Genomic DNA, 21876 nt, shown 5'->3' on the forward strand with positions numbered 1-21876 from the left:
GCCGTGCGCGTCGGCCGCCTAATTGCGCCGCCTATTTCCGCCGCCTACGTCCGCCGCCTATGTCCGCCGCGCCTACCGGCGCTCTTCGTCTGCCCGCTCGTCGCCGCCGTGCCCGGAACCGGCAATGGCCGCGTCGAGCAGACGCATCAGCGTGCCGTTCGGCTGCGCCAGATCGTCCAGCACGGAAAAATGCGTGCAGCCCGGCACGTGGGCGCCCCATACCGGCTCGCCCGCCGCCGCGCACGCAGCCGTATAGTCGTCCGCCTGGCGCACGAGCTCAGGCAGTTCGTCGGCGCCGACCGCGACGACCGTCGGCGCGCCCTTTCCGACGTGCCACAACGGGCTGTAGGCCGCGATTTCGCGCTCGCTCAACTGCAGTTTCTCGTTGAGCCACGACAGGCTGATCGGTTCGAGATCGACGAGCGGGCTGATCGCGAGCGCGCTCGTCACGAACGCATGGCCGCGATGCAACGCGCTCAGATGTCCGCCCGCCGAATGCCCGCTCAGGCAAAGCGGCCGTCCCGCGGTGCCGAGGCCGTCCCGATCGGCGCGCAGATGATCGATCAAGCGGCCGATTTCGTCGACGATCTGCGTCATCGACGCGTCGGGCGCAAGCGTGTACTCGGCCAGCACGACGTTGAATCCGCGTGCGAGCGGCCCGTGCGCCACGAACGCGAAATCCTCTTTCGCGCAGTTCTGCCAATATCCGCCGTGAATGAACACGAAGGTCGGCGCGTTCGCGCGGCCGCCGGGAAGCCAGTCGAAACGCTCGCGCGGCCGATCGCCGTAGCGCAAGTCGCGCCGGCCGCGAACGCGCTCGTACAGCGCGGCGCTGCGCGTGCGGAAATCGGCCAATACCGCCGGGAAATTCGCAATCGCCCGAGTGTTGTTGTACGCCCTGTCGAGCGCCGCGCGGCCCATGCCGCGATACAGTCGTTCCATCATCGATCCGCCGATATTCGGAATGTGGGAAAACGCATGGCATCCGATTGTGGCGGCGCCCACCGGGGCCGTCTATCCGGAAAGTGCGCCGATTCGATGCGGCGCTGTCCGCTTTTTACGTCCCGTCATCGCCGGCCATTGCATGTCCGCCGCATGTCCGTTGCACAGCCACTGCACGGCTACTGCACGCCGCCCGCATCGCCGCGCAGTCCGCCCGCCGCCGCGAGCCGCCCGGAAGCGGTCGCGGCGAAACCCGCTGCGCCGTCAGGCGCATCCGTGCGCGGCCGCATCACTTCGAATGCCTGCGCATCCGGTGCGAACGCCTCGCGGCCATAGACGAAGCGCTCATGAAATTCGTGGCTCGCGCCGCCCGTGAGCGACGCTTCAAAACGCATCGTGTCGGCCTTTCAAGTCGACTGCCGCATGCTCGCGCTGTTTCAACCCGAACGCGATCCGCTCTTCGATATGCCCGCTCGCATTTCACCGCATGCGCGCCCCCGGCTTCGATCGTTGTCGCGACGCCCGGGCATGCCGGTTTCAAACGGGAAGATGCCGGCCCGCTCGCATGCACTCGGGCTCGGCGCAAGCGCGGCGATGCGCTCGCAGTGTGGCAATGGCGCGTCCCGATCGCCAGCGCGGCTTTCGTGCCGGTTCGAAGTCCGAGTTCGAAGCCCGAGTTCCAAGCCCGATCGAAGCCCGGCGACATCGACCGGAAACCGCCTCGCGCGGCGTCTCCGAGCCGTGTTCCAAGCGGCGCGCGAATCCTTCAACCGCTCAGATTCAACACGATGGTCTGACTGGGAGAACTACCCGCACCGATGGTATTGCCGCTGTTCTGCTGCGTCGGGTCGGTCATGCGCGTGGCCGGCATGCCGGCGATCAGGGTCTTGCTCGCGCCCCGGGCGTTGCGCGAGACGCTCGACACGGTGCCGGACGCGGCCCCGCCCATCGCCCCCGCGCTGTCGCCGCTCGACATCGGAATGATCGTCGCGACGTTGTGGGCGGGACCGCCGCCCACGAAGATGTTCGTGACATTCGGTATCGCGCTCGCGCGCGAAGCCCTGTTCGGATAAGGAGCGGGCGCGCCCGCCGGCGGCGTGAGGTTGACGCTCGTCGCCATGTTTTCGCCGCCCGCGCTCGAATTCACCATCACCATCTCAGCACCCTCCTAACCCAGATGTATTTGCCCGGCATCGATCTTCGACAGCCGCTCGGCCGTGAGCAGCGCGTTCTTCGCATGCAGGCGCAGGTTGCCGCTCGCCGCGTGATCGATCTGCGCCGCCCGCAAGTGCTCGACCGTCTCAACCGAACGGAAACTGCTTCGGCACGATTGCGCGACGTGGTCGATCACCGTCTCCAGCATCCGGCCGATCAGACGAATCGTCCCGAGCCGGCCGTGAACTTCCGCGCTGGCGAGCGTCGTCTTGTCGGCGGACAGCGACGCGTCGAGGGCCGACAAGGCCAGCCGCTCCGCGCTGACCGATACGCGCTCCCGCCCCGTCAGGCACAGGGCGCCGTCGCTCTTCAGATAGACGTTTTGCGTCGCCTCCAGCACGAGGTCGCCCCGAACGCACACGTGCACGGCGTCCGCGTTCGGGCGCTCCAGGATCGCCGTCACGTAGACGCATCGCGCATCGGCCGTGCAAATCGCGACGCGGTCGCCCGCTCGCGGCTCGACGAGACAGCTGAACGCGCGCCGGCAGCGAACGCTCGCGCCTTCGCATTCGACGACGAACGAGCCGTCGGACAGCGCATCCGCGACCGTCGCCGCTTTCTCTTGCATCGCAGGCGCGGCGCGGCTGCGCGGTGCTTCCATCACGGTCGGATTCATGTTTCCTCCTCGGTTCGAAACGGATCGATCGCGCCCGCGCCGTTCTCACTCGCGCTCGCGACGCAGCGCTTCGTCTCGTCGCCGCGACCACGCTTGCGCCTCCGACAACGCCGAATCGCGCGCCAGCGCGCCGGGATGCGCGTGCCATGCGATGTCGGGCGCGACCGCGTCGTGAAACAGGGTTCGCGCGAAACCCGCGCCGTCGAATTCGGCGCCGGTCAGATCCGCGCCGGAAAAATCCGCGCCCGCGAGGCGCGCCCGCGAAAAGCGCGACGCGCCGCATCGCGCGTGCTGGAGCACGGCCCGCTCCAGCGTCGAGCCGGTGAAGTCGGCTTGCCGAATGTCGGCCCGCACCCAGAGGCTGCCCTCCAGCGCGGCATGACGGCACACGGCGCCCTGCGCGTCGGCCTCGACGAACACCGCGTACGGTGCGTCGATTTCGTCCAGCCGCGCGCCGCTCAGCCTGGCGCGCTGGAAATTGCAGTAAGCGAGGTTGGCGGCGGTGAAATCGACGTTCGTCAGATTCGCGCCGGCGAACTGGCAGCGATGCATCCGCTGGCCGCGCAAGCACTGGCCGGCAAGATCGGCTTCGACGAAGACGGCGTCGCTGAAGGTCGCGTCGCGCAAGATCGCCTGCGTCAGATCGAGCTGGAAGAAGACCGCCTTGCGGACGACGGCCGCCGTGAAATCGGCGCGCCCCAGCCGCGTCTCGCTGAACACCGACGATTCGATGCGCCCGCGTTGAAAGCTGCAATCGCCGATATCGCTTTGCAGGCAGTTGAAGCCGTGCGCGTGCGCGAGGCGAAAATCCACGCCGGCGGCAACCGTCGAGCTCATCGTGAACCCGTGGAGGCGGCTTTCCGAGAGGTTCACATCGTCGAGCCGGCACGCGTGGAACGTGCACTTCGACAAATCCGCGCATTGCATGTCGACGCCTCGGAATTCGCATTCGTTGAAGACGGCTTCGCCGAGCCGCGCGCCCCGCATCGCGACGCCGGCGAACCGCACCTGCTCGAACACGCCTGCCGACCAATCCTGCCCGTCGAGGTTCGCCGAATCGATCACGACGCCCTTGATTACATGGCCTTGGGCGACGGCGTCGCGCAATTGCTCGAGGCTCGCTCTCATTGGCGCGCTCGCGCTGCCGGGAACCGCATCGCGTGGTCGAGATACGCGCCCGCCCATTGCGTATCGCCGTCGGACAGGACTTCCGAGAGATTCGCGCGAAACAGATTGGCCCCGCGCAGATCGGCGCCGTCCAGCGTCGCGCCGCGCAGGTACGCGGCGATCAGATCGGTGTCCCGCAGATCGGCCCCGGTGAAGTCGGTTCGCACGAAGTGGCTGCCTTCGCTTTTCGCGCCGCGCAGATTGGCGGCCCGCAGGCGCGCGTCGGTGAAGTCGCAGTTGCCGATGCGCGCCCCGTGAAAATCCGCCGCGTCGAGATCCGCTTCGCGAAAATTGACCTCACTGAGCGTCGCGAACGAGAAATCGGCGCGCGCGACGTCGCAGCGCTGGACGAAGCACGCCTTCACGAGATTCGCCGCGTCGAAGCGAAGCGGCGCTTGCGTGCGCGCGTCGACGATTCCGAATCCGTCGATGTCGGCCGCCGAAAACCGAACGTCGGCGAGCGAGCAGTTCATCAGCAGCATCTTGCGGATCGTCGCGTTCGAGAAGTTCACGTTCTCGAACGATTGATCGACGACGATCAGATTGCGCAGCGTGGCGCGGCTGAAATCGACTTCATGGAAGCGGCAATCGCCGAACCGGGTGTCCGACAAGATGCCGCCTTCGAATCGACACTTTCGCAACCGCACGCGCTCGACGATGCAATCGCTCAGGTTCGCGCCCGAGAAGTCCGTCTCGTCGCACGCCGCGAGCGAGAGATTGGCGCCCGTCAAATCGGCGTTGACGAACCGCGTCCGGTTCAGACCGGCGCGCACCAGCACGGCGTGATCGACGATCGCGCCCGACAGATCGGCGTCGCTCAGATCGGCGCTCTCGAACATCGCGCCGGCAAGCCGCGCGCCGCGCAGATCCATGCCGGAAAGATCCGCGCCCGTCAGGTCGACGCCCTCGAGCGAGCGCCCCGCCGCGACGGCGGCGGCGACGAACGCGCGCCGCGATTCCGACGCCGCCTCGCTCAGCCGGTCCGGCGCGTCCTGATGCTGGGCCGATTGCAGGTAGAGCTTGCGAAGGCTCTCGTGCGCATCGCGTTGCATTTTCTGCATGCCCGACCAATCGGTGGCGGCCGCCTGCCCGGCCTCGTCTCCGTCGCCATGAAAAACGGCCGGCGCCGGCGGGCCGCGCCGCTTCGCGGCCGGCGCTTCGCGCCCGGACGGCAGATCGCGCCGCATCGCCTCGAGCCGCGCGCGCGCTTCGTCGGCCGCCGCTTCCTGACGCTCGACGAACTCGACCAGTTGATCGAGGCGGGGCTCCTCGACCGGACGCGCGTCCGCAAACGCGCTCAGCCGGTCCCGCATGAGCCGCTGCCTCGCACCCTGCGTCGCGGCCGCGGGCTCAGCCGGCGAATCCGCCGGCAGATAGCGCTCGGGCAGCAGATCCCGATCGCGCAGCGCGTACAGCACGGCCTTGTCGTGTCGCGTGCGCCACTCGATCACCTGCCGATACCATTCGGGCGGCCTCGGCTGCCCGCTCGCGTCGGCGCCGAGCAGCAATGCCTGCACGTCGCTCGCGTCGAACTGCGCGACGGCCGTCGCGCCGTGATAGATCATCACGACGCGCTCGCGGTGCGGAATGAACCATAGGGTCGTCAAGCGCATCGGAATTTCCTCCGGCGTCTCGCGGCCGGCGCGCACGACGAACGACCGCGCGCGCAGCGCCGGCACGCGCCCCGTCAGCACCGCGTGATCGGGATGCAGATGCGTCAGTTCGTAGGCGACGCCGTCCGGAAATTCGGCGAGCCCCGTCAATTGCTGATCCGCGGGCGCGATGTTGAAGCAGCGCGGATCGAGCGTGCGCGGAAAGCCGGGAAAATCCGTTTCGAGCCATTGCCGGTCGTATTCGCCGGACAGGCTCGCGCGCTGCGGCCACGTCGCGTCGATCGGACAGAAGCCGGCGGGCGCGGGAAGCTCGTCGGGAAAACGCATCGGGCTGTGCGCGTATTCGATGTTAGGCAGAGGGCGGACGCCGTCTTGCGACGGCTCCGCGCCGCGGCCTCGTGGATTGTCAGCGAAGCCCGCGCCGCCGTACGCGAATTCCCAGTCGAGCGGCAACTGCTCGAACGGCCGCGCGGGCGTGACGCGCCCGCCGGCCCATTGCCGGTCGCCGGATATCCGCAGCCGCTTTTCCACGCCGGCGACGCCGATCCCGACCTCGCATGCGCCGCCGCTGCGCTCGCCCGCATGTTTCCCGTACGCATATCCGCAGACGAGGAATTCCGGGCACGGCTTCGGCAACGCCATGTCGAGCGTGTAGCCGCGCAGCGCTTCGCCGGCCAGATTCCAGAGTGCCGAGTCCGTCAGCAGTTGCGGATGCTCGCCCAAGGTCGCGGCCATCAGCGCGGCGACGCCGAGATGCTCTTGTCCGTGCATCCGGTAGAGACGGGTCAGCGGGCTGATCCTGAAGGGTTTGATGATTTTCATTTGACGGCCTGAGGCTTGTGGGCGGCTTCGGTCAGAAGGAGATCTTGATTCCTTCGATCAAGGTGTAATCGTTCGCTTTAGTTGCGATCGCCACCCTCGTCGAACCGATGGTCGCGCCATTCGTCGTGACCGTTGTTCCGTTCGTCGAGACGCCGAATCCCAGCGTGGTGACGCTCGCTCCGGTCACGCCCGTGGAATAGCCGGTGACGCTCGTGCTCGTGCCGTTCAGCGAGACGCTGTTCGCGTTCTTCGCGGAAGCCGTTCCATTGACTTCCGCGTGCGTGTCTCCGCTCGTGACCGTCACTTTGTTGCCGACGTTCACGCCCTGCGTGTCGCCGAACACGACCGACGTCGACGCGCCTTGCACGGTGCGCGCCGATGCGGTCATCGACGGGTCCGAGAGCACGGCCACGATGCCCTGCAGCGCGCCCGCGACATTCGCGGCGAGCGCCTGAAACGCGCCCGCGCGTTGGAACTGCCGCTGCCGTTTCAATTGCTGATACGGCTGTGGTTGCCGCTGTTGCTGATGTTGCTGCTGTTGGTGTTGCTGCTGCGGCGCAGGCTGCTGCGCCGGCGCGGCGGGACGCGGCGCGCCCCCGAGCCGCAGCACCTCGATCAGCCGATCCAGCGGCGAGCGCGTGGACGACACGGGCGGCAGCTCCAGCCCCACCAGCGTCAAGTGCTTGCGCCCGACGGCGATCGTCGAATCCCGCTCGACGGATACGTCGTAGTTGCGCTCCGCGTGCAGCTTGACCTGCTCCTCGCCCGCCTTGTCCTCGAAGCGCAGCATGTTCGCGTTCTCGCCGCTGCCGGCCGGCGTGCGGCTCAGCATCCCGCTTTGCGTCGCGTGGTCCGGCAGCGGCCACGGCGGCATGTGCAGCGCGTTGTAGACCTGCCCCGTCACGATGGGCCGGTCCGGATCGCCGTTCTCGAAATCGACGATCACTTCCGAGCCGATCCGCGGAATGTGGACGCCCCCGTAGTTGTTCCCCGTCCACGCATACGACACGCGCACCCAGCACGACGAATTCTGGTCACGCGCAGCCGAGCGATCCCAGTGGAATTTCAATTTGACCCGGCCGTATTGATCGGTCCAGATGTCCTGCCCTGGCGGCCCGGTCACGACCGCGGTCTGCGGCCCGCGCGTGCGCGGCTTGCGCACGGTGCGCGGCGGCCGGAACACGGTGGTCGCCGGCTGCACGACGAACGACGCGCTGATCCGATGGTCGCCCGTTCCCGTCGCCCCGCCCGTTTCCTCGGCCTCGAACGACGCGCCGAGCACCAGATACTCGCGATTCGCGCTCGCGCACGGATAGCCCTCGAGCGAGAACGTGGTGCCGCACACGACGTCGCGCACGTTGCCGCCGCCCGACGCGCGCTCGCCCTGCGCGCGCAGTTCCTCCATGCGCACCCGCGCGACATGCTCGCCGTGCTCGGGGTTCGCATAATCGCCCGGCCATTCGTACCGTTCGAGCCCGTTGTGCGCCGTCTCCTGCGGCAGCGCGTTCTCGACGCGAAGACGCGCGTTCGGCTTCTCGAAATCGAAATCGCTCGTGGTCCAGCGGCCGGGCTGAAGGCACTCCGCCGTATCGAACGCGTCGATGTATTCGCGATCGATCTTGTGCCCGGGCGGGTAATACTTCAGCGTGCGGTACGCGGCGCTCGCCACCGGCTCGTGCGCGCCGAGGTGATCGACGAGCACCATCCGATGCACCTTGTTCGAGTGCTCGAAGAACCAGTAGATGCCGTGCTCCTGCATCAGCCGCTGAATGAACGCGAAATCCGTCTCGCCGTACTGCACCTGAAAGGCGAGCTTCGGATACCGGCCGCTCAACCGCTTGTCGTACGAATATGAGTACGCGTTCAGCACTTCGTCGATGATCTCGTCCACGCTCCGGTTCTGGAAGATCCGGTAGTCCGAGCGCTGGTCGGCCAGATAGATCCACGGCTGCATCGTCAGCCGGTATCGGCACTGCCGGTTCAACGGGCCCGCGAAGCTCGCCCGGGTCACGATGCCGCTGATCTCGCGCTTGCCCTGCCCGATGTGGGCGGTGCCGGACATGCCCGGCATGCCCGCCACGAACGAGCCCATGCCTTCGAGCTGGACCGTCACCGTCAGCGCCTTGCCGATCATCGCCTTCAAGTCGAGGTTCGCGGCCTGCTCGTCGACGAGCGTCGAATCCGGCGGCGTCAGGCACTCCAGCGCGTACGCGTAGATCTCCGACAGCTTTTCGCTGCCGCGGATCGCGCTCAGCCAAAGGGCGGGCTCGCCCGACGGCAACGTCGGCAACGCGGGGCCGCTGATCTCGACGGTGCGAGCGGCGGGTAAATTCGGCATGACTGCCCTCCTTCAGGAACGTCGTCTATCGGCGAGCGACGCCAATCGGCGCGCTTCGCGCCCATGCGCGATCAGGATTCGCCGTCGCCCCACTGCGCGAGCAGCTCGACCGGAATCGCCCGCGCCACTTCCGCATAGCGCTTGCCGACGAAATACTCGGCGCGCCTGAGCAGCACCGGAATCGGACTGCTCGGCTCGTGCTGCTCGAACCACTCGCGCGCCTCCCGGATCAACGCGCGCGCGGCGTAGCGATCGAGCGGCGTCGCGACCGCGCCGCGTTCGTTCGACTCGACCGTCGGCGCCGCCTCGCGTTCGACGGACGTCTGAGCGTGAGCCTGCGCCTGAGCCCGCGCGGGGCGGTCCGCTCGCACGCGGCCCGCCTCCTGCGTCGGCGGCGCATCGGCGGGGGCCGGCGCCGGGGCCGCGTGGTCCGTGCGCGCGCCTCGCCCCGCGACATGTCGAAGCAGCCCTTCGAGCGCCGACAGATCGGGCACATACGCACCGAGATGCGCGCGGCTCCATGCGCGAATCGCGGCCGCGCTCGCGAGCGCTTCGTCGAAGCCCGCGAGCGCGGCCGGCTGCTGCGCGCGCAGATCCGCGAGCTGGCGCGCGACGGATTCGGGCGCGAGCGCGTCGCCCGGGCGCGGTTGCGCAAACGCGCGCTCCACGTCGCGCACCTGCAGGCGCGTCGCGGTCGCGCCGATCAGCACGATCTCGCGCACGTCCGCGAGCAGGCCGTCGGAATCGGTCAGCGCCTGCAGCGCATTCATCCGGATCTCGAGCGCCGCGTCGCGATCCGCGTCGACGTCGGCCCGCGGATGAATCGCATCGGGGAACGCGGCGAGCCACGCGGCGAGCAGGCCGACGCCTTCGGCCAGCCCGGCCGCGCCGGCGAGCCGGGTGCGGCACCGGGCGAACAGAACCGCGACGCGCATGTCCTTGCTGCGCGTCATCAGCCGACGGCAGTCGCGGTCGACGTCGCTCCAGTTCACGGGTTCGGGCATCCCGACGAAGTCGCCGTACTGCGCGTCCGAGCGGGGCGCGACCTTCGCCGACAGCACGACGAATTCGGGATCGTATTCAAGGTCCGCTCCGCAAGGCGCGTCCGCATCGACGCTCGCCATCCAGTCCGGAGCCTTCGGCGTTCGCGCGGGCGCGGATTGACCGGCCGGTTTTCTGCTGCTCATCGCTCACCTCTCAAATCGGGCGATCGGCGGGCGTCGGGCCGCCATCGCGCCGGAACCGGTCCGCATACCGCTCGGGTTCGAAACGCATGCCGGTGACGGGCGCCTCGGCTGGCGAGCGCCCGAGCCACCCCGACCAGCCGAGCTGCTGCGGGCCGTTCATCACCGCGGGGGGCGCGCCGTTCGGCTTGATGCGCAGCTCGAGCTCCCATTCGAACTCGTAGCCGACGAACGCCCGCACCCATTCGACGAGCCGCGGCAAATCCTCGCCCTGCGGCGTGAAGCGCAGATAGGCGTCGATGTCGAGCGGTCCGACGACGATGCGGAATTTGTGCTGCCGGTCCGGCACCAGCTCGCCGAGCATCGCGCCTTCGGCCATGACCGACGCGCTGCCCGGCCGGCCGAGACGGCTGTGCTCGGCCGGGTCCACCCGAATCCAGTGGAACACGTTCTCCTCGATCGTCACCGGCACGCCGAAGTAACGCTGGAGCGTCATGCGCAGGCCATCCGGATTGCGCGCCTCGCGCACCAGGTGCGGCGACGCCGACAGGCGCGCGTGCGCGGGCAGCGGGCGCGCGGCGATGTCGGCCGCGTCCTGCCCGGTGAGGCTCGCGACATAAAAGGAAAAACGCTCGTCGCCCGGCCTGTCGAGCCCCGCCGCCGCCTGCGCCGACGCCCACGCGCGATACAGCAGCGTCAGATAGCGGTGGTGAAAGAGGTCGAGGAAATCGCCGAGCGTCGTGTCGCGCCGGCTCTCTTCGCGATCGCGCGCGATCTCCGTCACGTGGATCGGCAGCGGCCCGTTCGGCCCCAGCATGCCGAGGCCGAACAGCCGCACCCGGAGCCGGCCGTTCGCGCCGCCGACGCTCGCGATCTCGCGCGGCGCGAACGCGAGGCTCGGCTGCTGGCCGAGCCTGAACGGCTCGGCGCGCGGACGCTTCGCGGTGCCGATCGGATCGAGGCGAGGATTCGCGCCGACGCGCCGCAGCAGCGTCAGAAAGCCGTAGCGCCAAGGCTCGGCCTTCAGGCGTTCGAGCATCCGCGGCGGGAGCGCGGCGTCGTGCGATGCGTGTTCCATCAAGCCCCTCCCCGCGCGCCCATGCGCACCGGCCAGCGCGCGATGCGGCCGCGCTGGACCGAATGCAGCTCGGTCTGCGTGAAAACGTTGATCGACACGTGCCGCGCCAGATAGTGTTCGAGCACCAGCCCGAACAGGTACGGGCTCACGCCGGAAAAACCCGGCTCGTCGACGGTGAGCGAGCATTCGATGCCGCGCCCGAAGACGAGCGGGCCCGCGCCCGGCAGCTTTCTCGTCACGGGCCGCGTCTTCACGCCGATCAGGCTCTCGATCTGCCGGCGATTGTCGGCCTCGTCGCCCGTCACGAACAGACGCAGCAGATCGCGCATTCCCTGGCCGCCCGCGCGGTGATCGAGCTCGTCGAGCGGCAGATAGTTGAAATTGAGCTGGCGTATCAGCCGCCACGCGGTCTCGCGCTCCGCATACGGCGCCTTCGGCGCGGTCGGCGCGCGGATCAGGCCGACGCTTTCGAGCGGCGCGGATTCGACGATCGTGAGGTCGCGCACGCCGTCGCGCGGCACGAGGGTCGGCAGGTCGCGGTTCGTCAGCAGCGCGTCGACCGACAGGTAGCGGATTTCCTCGCTATAAGGCGCCTCGTTCTGATCGACGAGGGATACGAACATCTCCGTGCCGACATAAGGCGTGCGCGTGCCGTAGCGGCGCGCCGAGTCCGATGCGAGCCGACGCTCGCGCCGTGTCGAGAAATAGCGTCCATGATTGTGCTCGTCGTCGTTGAGCGTCTGGTAAAGCGGCCGGAACTCGAGCTCGGCGGACGTGGCCGCGACCTGCCCGTGCATCGCCTCGACGGAAAACACCTCGTAGTCGAGCGGCGCGAGGCGCGCCGGCACCAGGTGAAATTCGCTCTGCCCCGTCGACAGCTCGATCCGGTCCGTGTGGCGCGCGAACAGGTTGACGACGGGCGTGCAGAACAGCGCGAAGCGCGATGCGTCGACGACGCTCTCGAGCCGCTCGGGCGACTGGTCGAGCAGCACGACGATCTCGACCTCGCGGCCGCTCACGCGGCGCAATCCGTCGGCGAGGCCCGTCAACGCGAAGAAGTAGAACCGCTGCGGACACGCGAAGTATTCGTGCAGCAGGTTGTGCCCGTGAAACTTCGACCACGTGAGCGGCAGCAGGCCTTCGTCGGCGCCGAGCCCTTCGTGGGCGAGCGCATCGGCCGTCACGGCGTAAAGCGGCCGGCCCGGCGCCGCGAATTCGCCCGGCGCCGCGATGATCGTCGCGACGCCCGCCACGTGCAGCAGTTCGAACAGGTGCGAGGCCACCTGCTCGTCGCCCGCCAGATACACCGGCAGCCGGTCCAGCCCCTTCAGGTCCGCGATGCGGACGTTGCCCGTCGTGCGCAGCCGCAGGCGCAACGCGCCGCGCACCTGCGTGCCGGACGCAACGTAGCGGTCGAGCGCCGGGATGTCGGGCGGGATGCCCGTCAGCGTCGCTTCCGCGATCTCCAGCGGATAGAGCGTCACGTCCTGCCCGCTGCGGAACTGGCAGGCGGTCTTCTCGCCGGCCGGCACGCGCGCGGTGAACGCGGTGCCGCGCGCGATGCGAAACCCTTCGGCGAGATTGCCTTCGGTGCGGCTCGGATACAGGCGCGCGACCGCCATCGACGGCGTGGGCGCGACGTAGTTCGGATACAGCACTTCCAGCAGCCGGCCCGTGAAGCGCGGAAACTCCGCGTCGAGCTTGATCTGCATGCGCGCGGCCATGAAGCAGAACGCCTCGATCAGCCGCTCGACGTACGGATCGGCCACCTCGCCCGCCTGCATGCCGAGGCGCCGCGCGATCTTCGGGTGCGCGTGCGCGAACTCGGCCCCGAGCTCGCGCATGTAGATCAGTTCCTGGTTGTAGTAGTCGAGCAGTCGCGGGTCCACCGGATGTCCCCCTTGTCGTCGGCGCGCGCGTCAGACCGCGCGCATGCCGGTAATGCTCACCTGGCTCGTTTCCAGATCGAGCGCGCTCTGGACCATGAATTCGATCGGATAAGGGTCCATGCGGATCATGCCCCGCACCTCGAACGACAGCACGTTCGATCGCTCGCCCGCCTCGACGTCCTTCGACGGCGCGACGACGAGCGTTTCCGCGATCAGCCTCGGCTCGAAATCGGCGATCGCCCGGCGGATGATCCGCTCGATGTCGGCCCATTTGCACGCCGCCATGAACGCGCCCGCGAGCGGCGGCACGCCGAAGTTGACGGTCGACGCGGCCGCGGCGGGATACCGCTCGCGGTCGATGCGATCGTCGATGTTCATCGTGTTGAGCAGGAACGCGAGATCGCGCTGGACGATGCCGCGCATCTGCATGCGCGTCACCGCGTATTCGCCGGGTGCCTCGGTCTGGCGCTGCGGCGCGTCGTCGCGCAGCCGGTCGATCAGCGTGGGCAGCAGATGCGTGTTCGCGCGTCGCGGCGCCGCGACGCCTGCGCCGCCCGGGCGCGCGCCGCCTTTGCCCGGCCCCGGCGCGCGTTTCTCATGCTCGTCCATCGCCGTCTCCTTCGCGCGGCGCGCCGTGCGCCGCATCGTGCGTCGCGCCATCCGCCGCCCCGGCCGCGCGCGCCGCCGCGCCGAACGCGCAGCGCTCGAGCTCGAACAGGCCGTAGTCGCCCGCGCTCGTCGACCAGGTCTTCCGGCCTCGCGCGATCACGCCGGTACGGCCGGCCTCGCGCCATGTCGTCCTGTGGCCGACGCGCAACGCGTCGATCTCGCGCGCCGCGTCGGCCGCGCCTCGATCGGCGTGCGCATTCGTTTCGTGCGCATCGTTCGTCTCGTTCGTCTCGTTCGTCTCGTTCGTCTCGTTCGTCTCGTTCGTCTCGTTCGTCTCGTTCGTCTCGTTCGTCTCGTTCGCTTGGTTCGCTTGGTTCGCTTGGTTCGCTTGGTTCGCGTCATCCGCCGCCGGATAGCGCGCCGGCATGAAGCCCCGCACCGCGCCGCCGTCGACGAGCGTCACCGCGCACGGCGCCCATACGAGATCGATCAGCCGGGCCGGACGCGGAACGTGCCACGCGGCAATGTCCGAAAACGGCAGCCACCGATAATGGCCGGCAGTCACGATCTCGCACACGGGGCCGAACCGCGAATCGCTGTCGGCGATCCAGTCGAACGCCGAATGCGGCGCGCGCCCCGCGACGAGCGGCGCCTGATCGAGCGCCCGCTCGCGCACGCGGTCGGCCTCGTCGCGCCGGCCGATCGACGCGGCGCGCAGCGCCTCCAGCAGATCGTCGGCCCACCGCGGCGCATCGAACACGAATCCGGGCCGCGCGCGGCCGGCGACCACCTCGGCGCGCAAGCGCTCGGCGCGAATCAGATCGCGGTATGCCTGCGCGGCCTGCGCATCCTGCGGCGCGAGCTGCGCATGCGCCTGCAACTGCACGAGCGCGCGCGCCCACTGCTCCGTCACGCACAGCAGCTGAAATAGCGGCCAGCGGTGCTCCGCGCTCGCGGGCTGCTCCCGGACGCGCCGTTCCATCTCCGCGAGCCGCGCCGCGATCGGCAGATCGTGCAGATCGGCTTTCGCCGCGGCGCGCGCATCCGATGCGTTCGGCGTCGTCATCGCGCGTCCTGATTCGAGGCCGCGCCCGGCGCGGGCAGCGGGCTGTCGATGGCGAGCGCATGGTGCTCTCGCCGGGCCAGGGCGGGCGGCAGGCCGCCCGGCCGCCGCGCCGCCGCCGCGCGGTATTCGGCCGGAGCGAAAAGCCGCAGAACCTCCGGCGTCGAATCCGCGCCCGCCGGATCGGGCGCGCCGTCCGAGCCGAGCGAGCCGAACGCGTCGTCGAGGACGCGCGCGCCGGACAGAAGCGCGTCGATCGCGCCTGTGCCGTCGGCTTCCTCGATCCGCGCGACGGCCGGCTCCGGCGACGGCGCGTGCACGACCGCCAGCCGGGCCGCCCAATCGCTCGTCAGCGGCGCCTGCGGGTCCTCGAGCGCCCTGCAGTACTGTTCGTACAGCAAATGCACGAGATCCCCGGCAGGCGCGGGCGCGCCGGCCGCCGTCGCAACATCCGTTGCAGCGCGCTCCGGACGGGAAGCGAACGCCTCCGCCGCGATCGTCGTCCCGATCAGGCCGAACACCGCGCCGCCGTCATACGTCGAATCATCCTGGCCCGTATCCGACGGCCCGATCAGCAGCGTCTCGTCGATCGATTCGCTGCGGCGGCCGGCGGCCCGAGACGCAGCGCTGGCGTCCCGCGATGCCGATTCGGCATATTGCGCGCCCTGCCCGTTGCGGCGAAACAGTTTAAAAGTTCGCATGGCAAATCCGACTGACTTAAAAATCGATGAAAATCGCTCTTAAATCGAACCGCTCTCGTTATCTCAATAAAAAGAATTTCATTCGACACCGATTTTCGCACCCGGAAACAGATTCCACACGAAATCCGGCGGCAATTCAATCGGCCTCGGCGACATCAATTATTCGATGCGACGCTATTTTCCGGCGCGCCGCATTTCACGCGGCACGTGCTTTAAATCAGTGTGCGCCATGGAATTCGCCGTTGTCCATAACGGAATATAACAGCTTTGCAATTTTTGACAATTTGCCGATTCGATTGACAAAAAAGTTCGATCCTCCATTTTTCGACCGACTTACCATTTATGGTAGTTGACCAAGCCTTAATTCAAAAAGAATATTCGAGCCAACGAAAGCAGAACGCATTAATGCGAATAAGAAAAATCCTAAAACAAGTCGCGCGCCTTGACGATCGAACGATGTGCGGAGCGATTAGCTCGGCTCCGCAATAAAACAAGACAAGCAAAAGGAAGGACCTGTCCATGACGATTTCGCGTCAGGCGCTGTTCGGCAAGCTCGGGGGCACGCTCTTCAGAGGGATCGAGTCGGCGACGGTCTTCTGCAAGCTGCGCGGCAACCCGTACGTCGAGCTGGTTCATTGGCTGCACCAGTTGTTGCAGCAGACCGACTCGGATCTGCACCGCATCCTCCGGCACGCGGGCATCGAGCGCGACGCGCTGGATCGCGACATGGCGCGCGCGCTCGCCGCGCTGCCCGCGGGCGCCAGCTCGATCAGCGATTTCTCGCATCACGTCGAATCGGCCATCGAGCGCGCATGGGTGCTCGCGACGCTGCGCTTCGACGATCGGCGCATCCGCGGCGCGTGGCTCGTGGCGGCGCTCGTGGGCACGCCGGAGTTGCGGCGCGTGCTGCTCTCCATTTCTCCGGCGTTCGGCAAGCTCGGCGCGGACGGCATCGACGACGCGCTGCCCGCGTGGATCGACGGCTCCCCGGAAGCCGCCGACGCGCCCTACGACAGCCGCGATTTCGCGCCCGTCCCGGCGGGCGCCGCATCCGATGCGATCCCGTCGGCGCCGACCGGCGCGCCGATCGAGCCGTACTGCGCGGATCTCACCGCGCGCGCGAAAGACGGTGGAATCGATCCCGTCGTGGGTCGGGAGCTGGAAATCCGCACGATGATCGACGTGCTGCTGCGCCGCCGGCAAAACAATCCCCTCCTCACGGGCGAGGCGGGCGTGGGCAAGACGGCCGTCGTCGAAGGCCTGGCGCTCGCGATCGCGGCGGGCGACGTGCCGCCGAAGCTCGCCGGCGCACGTCTGATGAGCCTCGACGTCGGCGCGCTGCTCGCCGGCGCGAGCGTGAAGGGCGAATTCGAATCGCGCCTGAAAAGCGTGCTCGAGGCCGCCGCGAAATCGCCCGCTCCGGTCATCCTGTTCGTCGACGAAGCGCACACGCTGATCGGCGCGGGCGGCCAGGCAGGCACGGGAGACGCGGCGAACCTGCTCAAGCCGGCGCTCGCGCGCGGCACGATCCGCATGATCGGCGCGACCACGTGGTCCGAATACAAGCGGCACATCGAGAAAGATCCCGCGTTGACCCGCCGGTTCCAGGTGCTGCAAGTGCAGGAGCCGGACGAGCAGGCCGCGGTCGACATGGTGCGCGGCCTCGCGCGGACGTTCTCGCGGCATCACGGCGTCCTCGTGCGCGACGAGGCGATCCGCGCCGCGGTGACGCTGTCGCATCGCTACATCCCGTCGCGCCAGTTGCCGGACAAGGCGATCAGCCTGCTCGACACCGCGTGCGCGCGCGTCGCGCTTTCGCAGCACGCGGCGCCGCGCGAACTGCAGGACGCGCGCCGGCGCCTGCGGGCAGCGCGCACCGAGCTCGACCTGCTCGGGCAAGAGGCGCGCATCGGCCTCGCGGCCGAGCAGTCCGTCGCGGCTTGCGTCGGCCGGATCGCGGCGCTGTCGGCCGAAGAGGCGGCGCTCGACGCCCGCTGGCAGGCGCAGATCGAAGCGGCGCGGGCGCTGCTCGCCGCGCGCGAGGCGGCGCTCGCCGAAGACGCGGCCCCCGAAGGCACGGCACCCGAAGGCGGCGCGATGCCGAGCGCGCCCGCCGCGGCGCTCGGCGCGCTCGAGCGCGGCTTCGCGGCGGCGCAAGGCGACGCGCCGCTCGTGTTCCCCGAAGTCGACGAGGCGATCGTCGCGCAGATCGTCGCCGACTGGACCGGCATTCCGGTCGGCCGGATGGTGACCGACGAAGTCGCCGCCGTGCGCGCGCTGCCCGCCACGCTGGAGGCGCGCGTGATCGGCCAGGCCGATGCGCTGCGCCAGATCGGCGAACGCGTGCAGACCGCGCGCGCGGGCCTGAGCGATCCGCACAAGCCGCTCGGCGTGTTCCTGCTCGCGGGCCCGTCCGGCGTCGGCAAGACCGAGACCGCGCTCGCGCTGGCCGAGGCGCTGTACGGCGGCGAGCAGAACCTGATCACGATCAACATGAGCGAGTACCAGGAAGCCCATACCGTGTCGGGCCTGAAGGGCGCCCCGCCCGGCTACGTCGGCTACGGCGAGGGCGGCGTGCTGACGGAGGCCGTGCGCCGCCGCCCCTACTCGGTCGTGTTGCTCGACGAGATCGAGAAAGCGCATCGCGACGTGCACGAAGTGTTCTTCCAGGTGTTCGACAAGGGCTACATGGAAGACGGCGACGGCCGCTACATCGATTTCCGCAACACGACGATCCTGCTCACGAGCAACGTCGGCGCCGAGCTGAGCGCGAGCCTGTGCGCCGACGCGGCGCTCGCGCCCGACGCCGCGCGCCTGCGCGACGCGCTCGCGCCCGAGCTCCTGAAGGCGTTCCCGGCCGCGTTCCTCGGCCGCGTCGCCGTCGTGCCGTACCGGCCGCTCGAGCACGGCGCGCTCGCGCGCATCGTGCGCCTGCACCTGGATCGCGTGGCCGCGCGCATGGCCGGCCACCATCGGATCGCCGTCGCCTATCGCGACGCGCTCGTCGACTACATCGTCGGGCGATGTCTCGTGCAGGAAACCGGCGCCCGGCTGCTGATCGGCTTCATCGAGCAGCACGTGCTGCCGCGCCTCTCCGCTCTGTGGCTCGACGCGTTCGCCTCGAAGGCAGTCCTCGCGCGCATCGACATCGACGTCGCAGATCCGGCCGCGCCGCCCCCGGAAGCGCTCGTGTTTCGTCCGGTCGGCGCGGACCCTGCGACGTCCTCCGCGACGCCGCGTCCCGCCGCGCAGGCTCACTGACCCTGCCCTCTTCTCTCTTTCATGGAGCCAGGCATGTCCGCAATCAGCAGTTCCCAGAAATTCATCGCGCGCAATCGCGCGCCACGCGTGCAGATCGAGTACGACGTCGAGGTCTACGGGTCGGAAAAGAAGGTCGAGCTGCCGTTCGTCATGGGCGTGCTCGCCGACTTGTCCGGCAAGCCCGTCGCGCCGCTGCCGTCCGTCACCGACCGGCGCTTCCTCGACATCGACATCGACAATTTCGACGAGCGCATGAAGGCCGTCAAGCCGCGCGTCGCGTTCGCCGTGCCGAACACGTTGACGGGCGACGGCCAGCTGATGGTCGACATGACGTTCGAGAGCATCGAGGACTTCTCGCCCGCCGCGATCGCGCGGATGGTCGATCCGCTGCGGCAACTGCTCGAGGCGCGCACGCAGCTCGCGAACCTGCAGACCTACATGGACGGCAAGTCGGGCGCGGAATCGCTCGTCAACCAGTTGCTGCAGGACGACGCGCTGCTGCGCTCGCTCGCGGCCGCGCCGAAGCCGCGGCTCGCGGGCGAGGCGAACGGCGCCGACGCCGCGGCGCGCGAGCGCGACGCCGACTGACTGGCCGAACAGGGCAACCCGAGGAAACCATCATGAAAAAACAGCAACCGCAGGCGGCCGGCGCCGAGACGCAACAGCAAACGCAATCGCAGGCCCCATCGCAGGCCCAATCGCAGGCCCAATCGCACGACGCCCAACCGCAGGCCCAATCGCAGGCCCAACCGCAATCGGATTTCGCGCAGTTGCTCGCGCACGAGTTCCGGCCGAAGACCGAGCAGGCCCGCGAGGCCGTCGAGTACGCGGTCCGCACGCTCGCCGAGCAGGCGCTCGCGCAAGCCGCGACGATCAGCGACGACGCGTACAAGAGCATCGCCGCGATCATCGCGCAGATCGATCACAAGCTTTCCGAGCAGATCAACCTGATCCTGCATCACGAGGATTTCCAGAAGCTCGAGTCGGCGTGGCGCGGGCTGCATCACATGGTGTCGAACACCGAAACCGACGAGCGCCTGAAGATCCGCTTCATGGACATCTCGAAGGAAGAGCTGCGCCGCACGCTGCGGCGCTACAAGGGCCAGTCGTGGGATCAGAGCCCGCTCTTCAAGCAGATCTACGAAGAGGAATACGGCCAGCTCGGCGGCGAGCCATACGGCTGCCTCGTCGCCGATTACTACTTCGACCACACGCCGCCCGACGTCGACCTGCTCGGCTCGATCTCGAAAGTGGCCGCGGCGGCGCACACGCCGTTCATCTCCGGCGCGTCGCCGTCGGTGCTGCAGATGGAATCGTGGCAGGAGCTGGCCAACCCGCGCGACCTGACGAAGATCTTCACGCAGAACCTCGAATACGCGTCGTGGAACGCGCTGCGCAGCGCGGACGACGCGCGCTACATCGGCCTCGCGATGCCGCGCTTCCTCGCGCGCCTGCCGTACGGCGTGCATACCAACCCGGTCGACGAGTTCGATTTCGAGGAAAACACGAACGGCGCCGATCACCGCCATTACGCGTGGGCGAACGCGGCGTACGCGATGGGCGTGAACATCAACCGCTCGTTCCGGCTCTACGGCTGGTGCTCGCTGATCCGCGGCGTCGAATCGGGCGGCACGGTCGAGAGCCTGCCGTGCCACACGTTCCCGACCGACGACGGCGGCATCGACATGAAGTGCCCGACCGAGATCGCGATCTCCGACAGGCGCGAGGCGGAGCTCTCGAAGAACGGCTTCATCCCGCTCGTTCACCGCAAGAACACCGATCACGCGACCTTCATCGGCGCGCAGTCGCTGCACAAGCCGGCCGAATACGACGACGTCGACGCGACCGCCAACGCGAACCTGTCGGCGCGCCTGCCGTACCTGTTCGCGTGCTCGCGCTTCGCGCACTACCTGAAGTGCATCGTGCGCGACAAGGTGGGCGCGTTCAAGGAGCGCGAGGACATGCAGCGCTGGCTGAACGAATGGATCATGAACTACGTCGACGCGGACCCCGCCAACTCCTCGCAGGACACCAAGGCCCGCCGGCCGCTCGCCGCCGCCGAAGTGCTCGTCGAGGAAGTGGAAGGCAACCCGGGCTATTACCAGGCGAAGTTCTTCCTGCGGCCGCATTTCCAGCTCGAAGGCCTGACCGTGTCGCTGCGGCTCGTCGCGAAGCTGCCGTCGATCAAGGAAGCCGCCTGACCCATTGCGGGCCGGCGTCCTCGGCTGGCCGGCATCGCGCCTTCACCGCGACACCGGCCGTTTTTTGTCATCAACGCAAGAGAGCAAGTTCATGGCTCAAGATATTTTTTTGAAGATCGACGGGATCAACGGCGAGTCGCTCGACGACAGTCACAAGGACGAAATCGAAGTGCTGAACTGGGGCTGGGAGATCGAGCAGGCGTCGACGATGCACACCGGCAGCGGCGGCGGCGCGGGCAAGGCGACCGTCCGGGATCTCACGTTCGAGCATGCGATCGACCGCGCGAGCCCGAATCTGATGAAGTACGCGCTGACCGGCAAGCACGTCGATCAGGCCGTGCTCGTGATGCGCAAGGCGGGCGGCAATCCGCTCGAGTACCTGAAGCTCACGATGAGCGACGTGATCGTCACGCGGGTGAAGCCGTCGGGCAGCCGCACCGATACCGAGCGCAGCCGCGAGACCGTGTCGCTGTCGTTCGCGAAGGTCAAGCAGGAGTACGTCGTGCAGAACGCGCAAGGCGGCAGCGGCGGCGCCGTCACGACCAGCTTCGACATCAAGGGCAACAAGGAAGCCTGAGCGGCGTGAGCGTGCGTGCGGCGGGCGCGGCCCGCGTCCGCCGCACGCGCCCGCCTTCGATCGCCTCACCCTCAGCACGGTGAATCCGCATGCGCCCGACCACGCTCGCCGCCTTCTTCGCGCTCCCGCTCGCGCTCGCCGCATGCGCGGGCGGCCCGCCGACGCCGAAGGAACCGCCCCGTCTCGAGTTGACCGTGCGCGCCGCGCCCACGGTCAATCCGGACGACCTGAAACGCGCGGCGCCGATCGCGGTGAGCGTCTATGAGCTGAAGACCGACGGCGCGTTCAACGCCGCCGATTTCTTCACGCTCGACGACCAGGACAAGACCGTGCTCGCCGACGATCTCGTGTCGCGCGAACGCTTGCTGCTGCGCCCGGGCGAGCGCATGACGCTGCGCCGCAAGATCGATCCGGCCGCGACCGCGCTCGGCGTCGTCGCGGCCTACCGCGATTTGCCGAACTCGGTCTGGCGCGCCGCGTATCCGCTGCCGCCCGCGCGCGAGGCGGCCTGGTATCGCTTCTCGTCGCCGAAGCTGAGACTCACGATCGATCTCGACACGCACGCGGTGAGGATCACCGAAACCGGAAAATGACACGAAC

At 68.5% G+C, this 21876-nt stretch carries 17 protein-coding genes and 1 pseudogene; 5 read left to right on the plus strand and 13 right to left on the minus strand.

Annotated elements, in window-relative coordinates; translation table 11 throughout:
* Positions 1 to 72: 72 nt before the first annotated feature.
* From WS78_RS11355 to WS78_RS11415, 13 genes and pseudogenes are all read right to left on the minus strand, one after another.
* A complete protein-coding gene (locus tag WS78_RS11355; protein WP_052145136.1) occupies positions 73 to 942 on the minus strand; it encodes an alpha/beta hydrolase in 870 nt (289 codons plus the stop codon).
* 179 nt (positions 943 to 1121) lie between these two features.
* Complete coding sequence (locus WS78_RS11360) at positions 1122 to 1337, minus strand: hypothetical protein (RefSeq protein WP_059582959.1); 216 nt, start codon at positions 1335 to 1337, stop codon at positions 1122 to 1124.
* A gap of 371 nt (positions 1338 to 1708) precedes the next feature.
* Positions 1709 to 2098, minus strand: coding sequence for a PAAR-like domain-containing protein (locus tag WS78_RS11365; protein ID WP_060820863.1), 390 nt, complete (start codon positions 2096 to 2098; stop codon positions 1709 to 1711).
* A 12-nt stretch (positions 2099 to 2110) separates the two neighbouring features.
* Positions 2111 to 2773, minus strand: coding sequence for a DUF3540 domain-containing protein (locus WS78_RS11370; protein ID WP_038751380.1), 663 nt, complete (start codon positions 2771 to 2773; stop codon positions 2111 to 2113).
* Between the two features lie 45 nt (positions 2774 to 2818).
* Positions 2819 to 3901, minus strand: a complete 1083-nt coding sequence (locus WS78_RS11375; protein WP_059582951.1) for a pentapeptide repeat-containing protein — start codon at positions 3899 to 3901, stop codon at positions 2819 to 2821.
* Positions 3898 to 6375: a DUF2169 family type VI secretion system accessory protein gene (locus WS78_RS11380; protein ID WP_059582946.1), complete on the minus strand. Its 2478-nt coding sequence runs from the start codon at positions 6373 to 6375 to the stop codon at positions 3898 to 3900. Before WS78_RS11380 ends, WS78_RS11375 begins: the two co-directional genes overlap by 4 nt.
* Before the next feature lie 31 nt (positions 6376 to 6406).
* On the minus strand, positions 6407 to 8713 hold the full coding sequence (locus WS78_RS11385) for a type VI secretion system Vgr family protein (RefSeq protein WP_059582943.1): 2307 nt from the start codon (positions 8711 to 8713) through the stop codon (positions 6407 to 6409).
* Between the two features lie 71 nt (positions 8714 to 8784).
* Positions 8785 to 9837: a type VI secretion system protein TssA gene (locus WS78_RS11390; RefSeq protein WP_059582938.1), complete on the minus strand. Its 1053-nt coding sequence runs from the start codon at positions 9835 to 9837 to the stop codon at positions 8785 to 8787.
* Positions 9838 to 9896: 59 nt separating this feature from the next.
* Positions 9897 to 10975: pseudogene (gene tssG / locus WS78_RS11395) on the minus strand (type VI secretion system baseplate subunit TssG).
* Positions 10975 to 12864: a type VI secretion system baseplate subunit TssF gene (gene tssF, locus WS78_RS11400; RefSeq protein WP_038751390.1), complete on the minus strand. Its 1890-nt coding sequence runs from the start codon at positions 12862 to 12864 to the stop codon at positions 10975 to 10977. The pseudogene tssG and the gene tssF overlap by 1 nt, the downstream one beginning before the upstream one ends.
* A 30-nt stretch (positions 12865 to 12894) precedes the next feature.
* Complete coding sequence (gene tssE / locus WS78_RS11405) at positions 12895 to 13473, minus strand: type VI secretion system baseplate subunit TssE (RefSeq protein ID WP_038751442.1); 579 nt, start codon at positions 13471 to 13473, stop codon at positions 12895 to 12897.
* Positions 13460 to 14539, minus strand: a complete 1080-nt coding sequence (locus tag WS78_RS11410; RefSeq protein WP_059582934.1) for a type VI secretion system accessory protein TagJ — start codon at positions 14537 to 14539, stop codon at positions 13460 to 13462. Before WS78_RS11410 ends, tssE begins: the two co-directional genes overlap by 14 nt.
* Positions 14536 to 15237: a TagK domain-containing protein gene (locus WS78_RS11415; protein WP_059582930.1), complete on the minus strand. Its 702-nt coding sequence runs from the start codon at positions 15235 to 15237 to the stop codon at positions 14536 to 14538. The genes WS78_RS11410 and WS78_RS11415 overlap by 4 nt, the downstream gene beginning before the upstream one ends.
* Positions 15238 to 15756: 519 nt before the next feature.
* Here WS78_RS11415 and tssH point away from each other — a divergent pair.
* The 5 genes from tssH to tssJ all read left to right on the plus strand — a co-directional run bounded on the left by tssH (position 15757) and on the right by tssJ (position 21869).
* Positions 15757 to 18498 (plus strand): type VI secretion system ATPase TssH, encoded by a 2742-nt coding sequence (gene tssH, locus WS78_RS11420; protein ID WP_059582926.1) that lies wholly within the window; start codon positions 15757 to 15759, stop codon positions 18496 to 18498.
* Positions 18499 to 18531: 33 nt separating this feature from the next.
* On the plus strand, positions 18532 to 19086 hold the full coding sequence (gene tssB, locus WS78_RS11425; protein ID WP_038751399.1) for a type VI secretion system contractile sheath small subunit: 555 nt from the start codon (positions 18532 to 18534) through the stop codon (positions 19084 to 19086).
* A gap of 32 nt (positions 19087 to 19118) precedes the next feature.
* Positions 19119 to 20699 carry a type VI secretion system contractile sheath large subunit gene (gene tssC, locus WS78_RS11430; RefSeq protein WP_226377129.1) on the plus strand — a complete coding sequence of 527 codons (1581 nt, stop codon included), beginning with the start codon at positions 19119 to 19121 and terminating at the stop codon, positions 20697 to 20699.
* A gap of 91 nt (positions 20700 to 20790) precedes the next feature.
* A complete protein-coding gene (locus tag WS78_RS11435) occupies positions 20791 to 21276 on the plus strand; it encodes an Hcp family type VI secretion system effector (protein WP_059582918.1) in 486 nt (161 codons plus the stop codon).
* Between the two features lie 89 nt (positions 21277 to 21365).
* Positions 21366 to 21869, plus strand: a complete 504-nt coding sequence (gene tssJ, locus WS78_RS11440) for a type VI secretion system lipoprotein TssJ (RefSeq protein ID WP_059582915.1) — start codon at positions 21366 to 21368, stop codon at positions 21867 to 21869.
* Positions 21870 to 21876 lie beyond the last annotated feature (7 nt).

The organism is Burkholderia savannae, assembly GCF_001524445.2.
Lineage (GTDB): Bacteria > Pseudomonadota > Gammaproteobacteria > Burkholderiales > Burkholderiaceae > Burkholderia > Burkholderia savannae.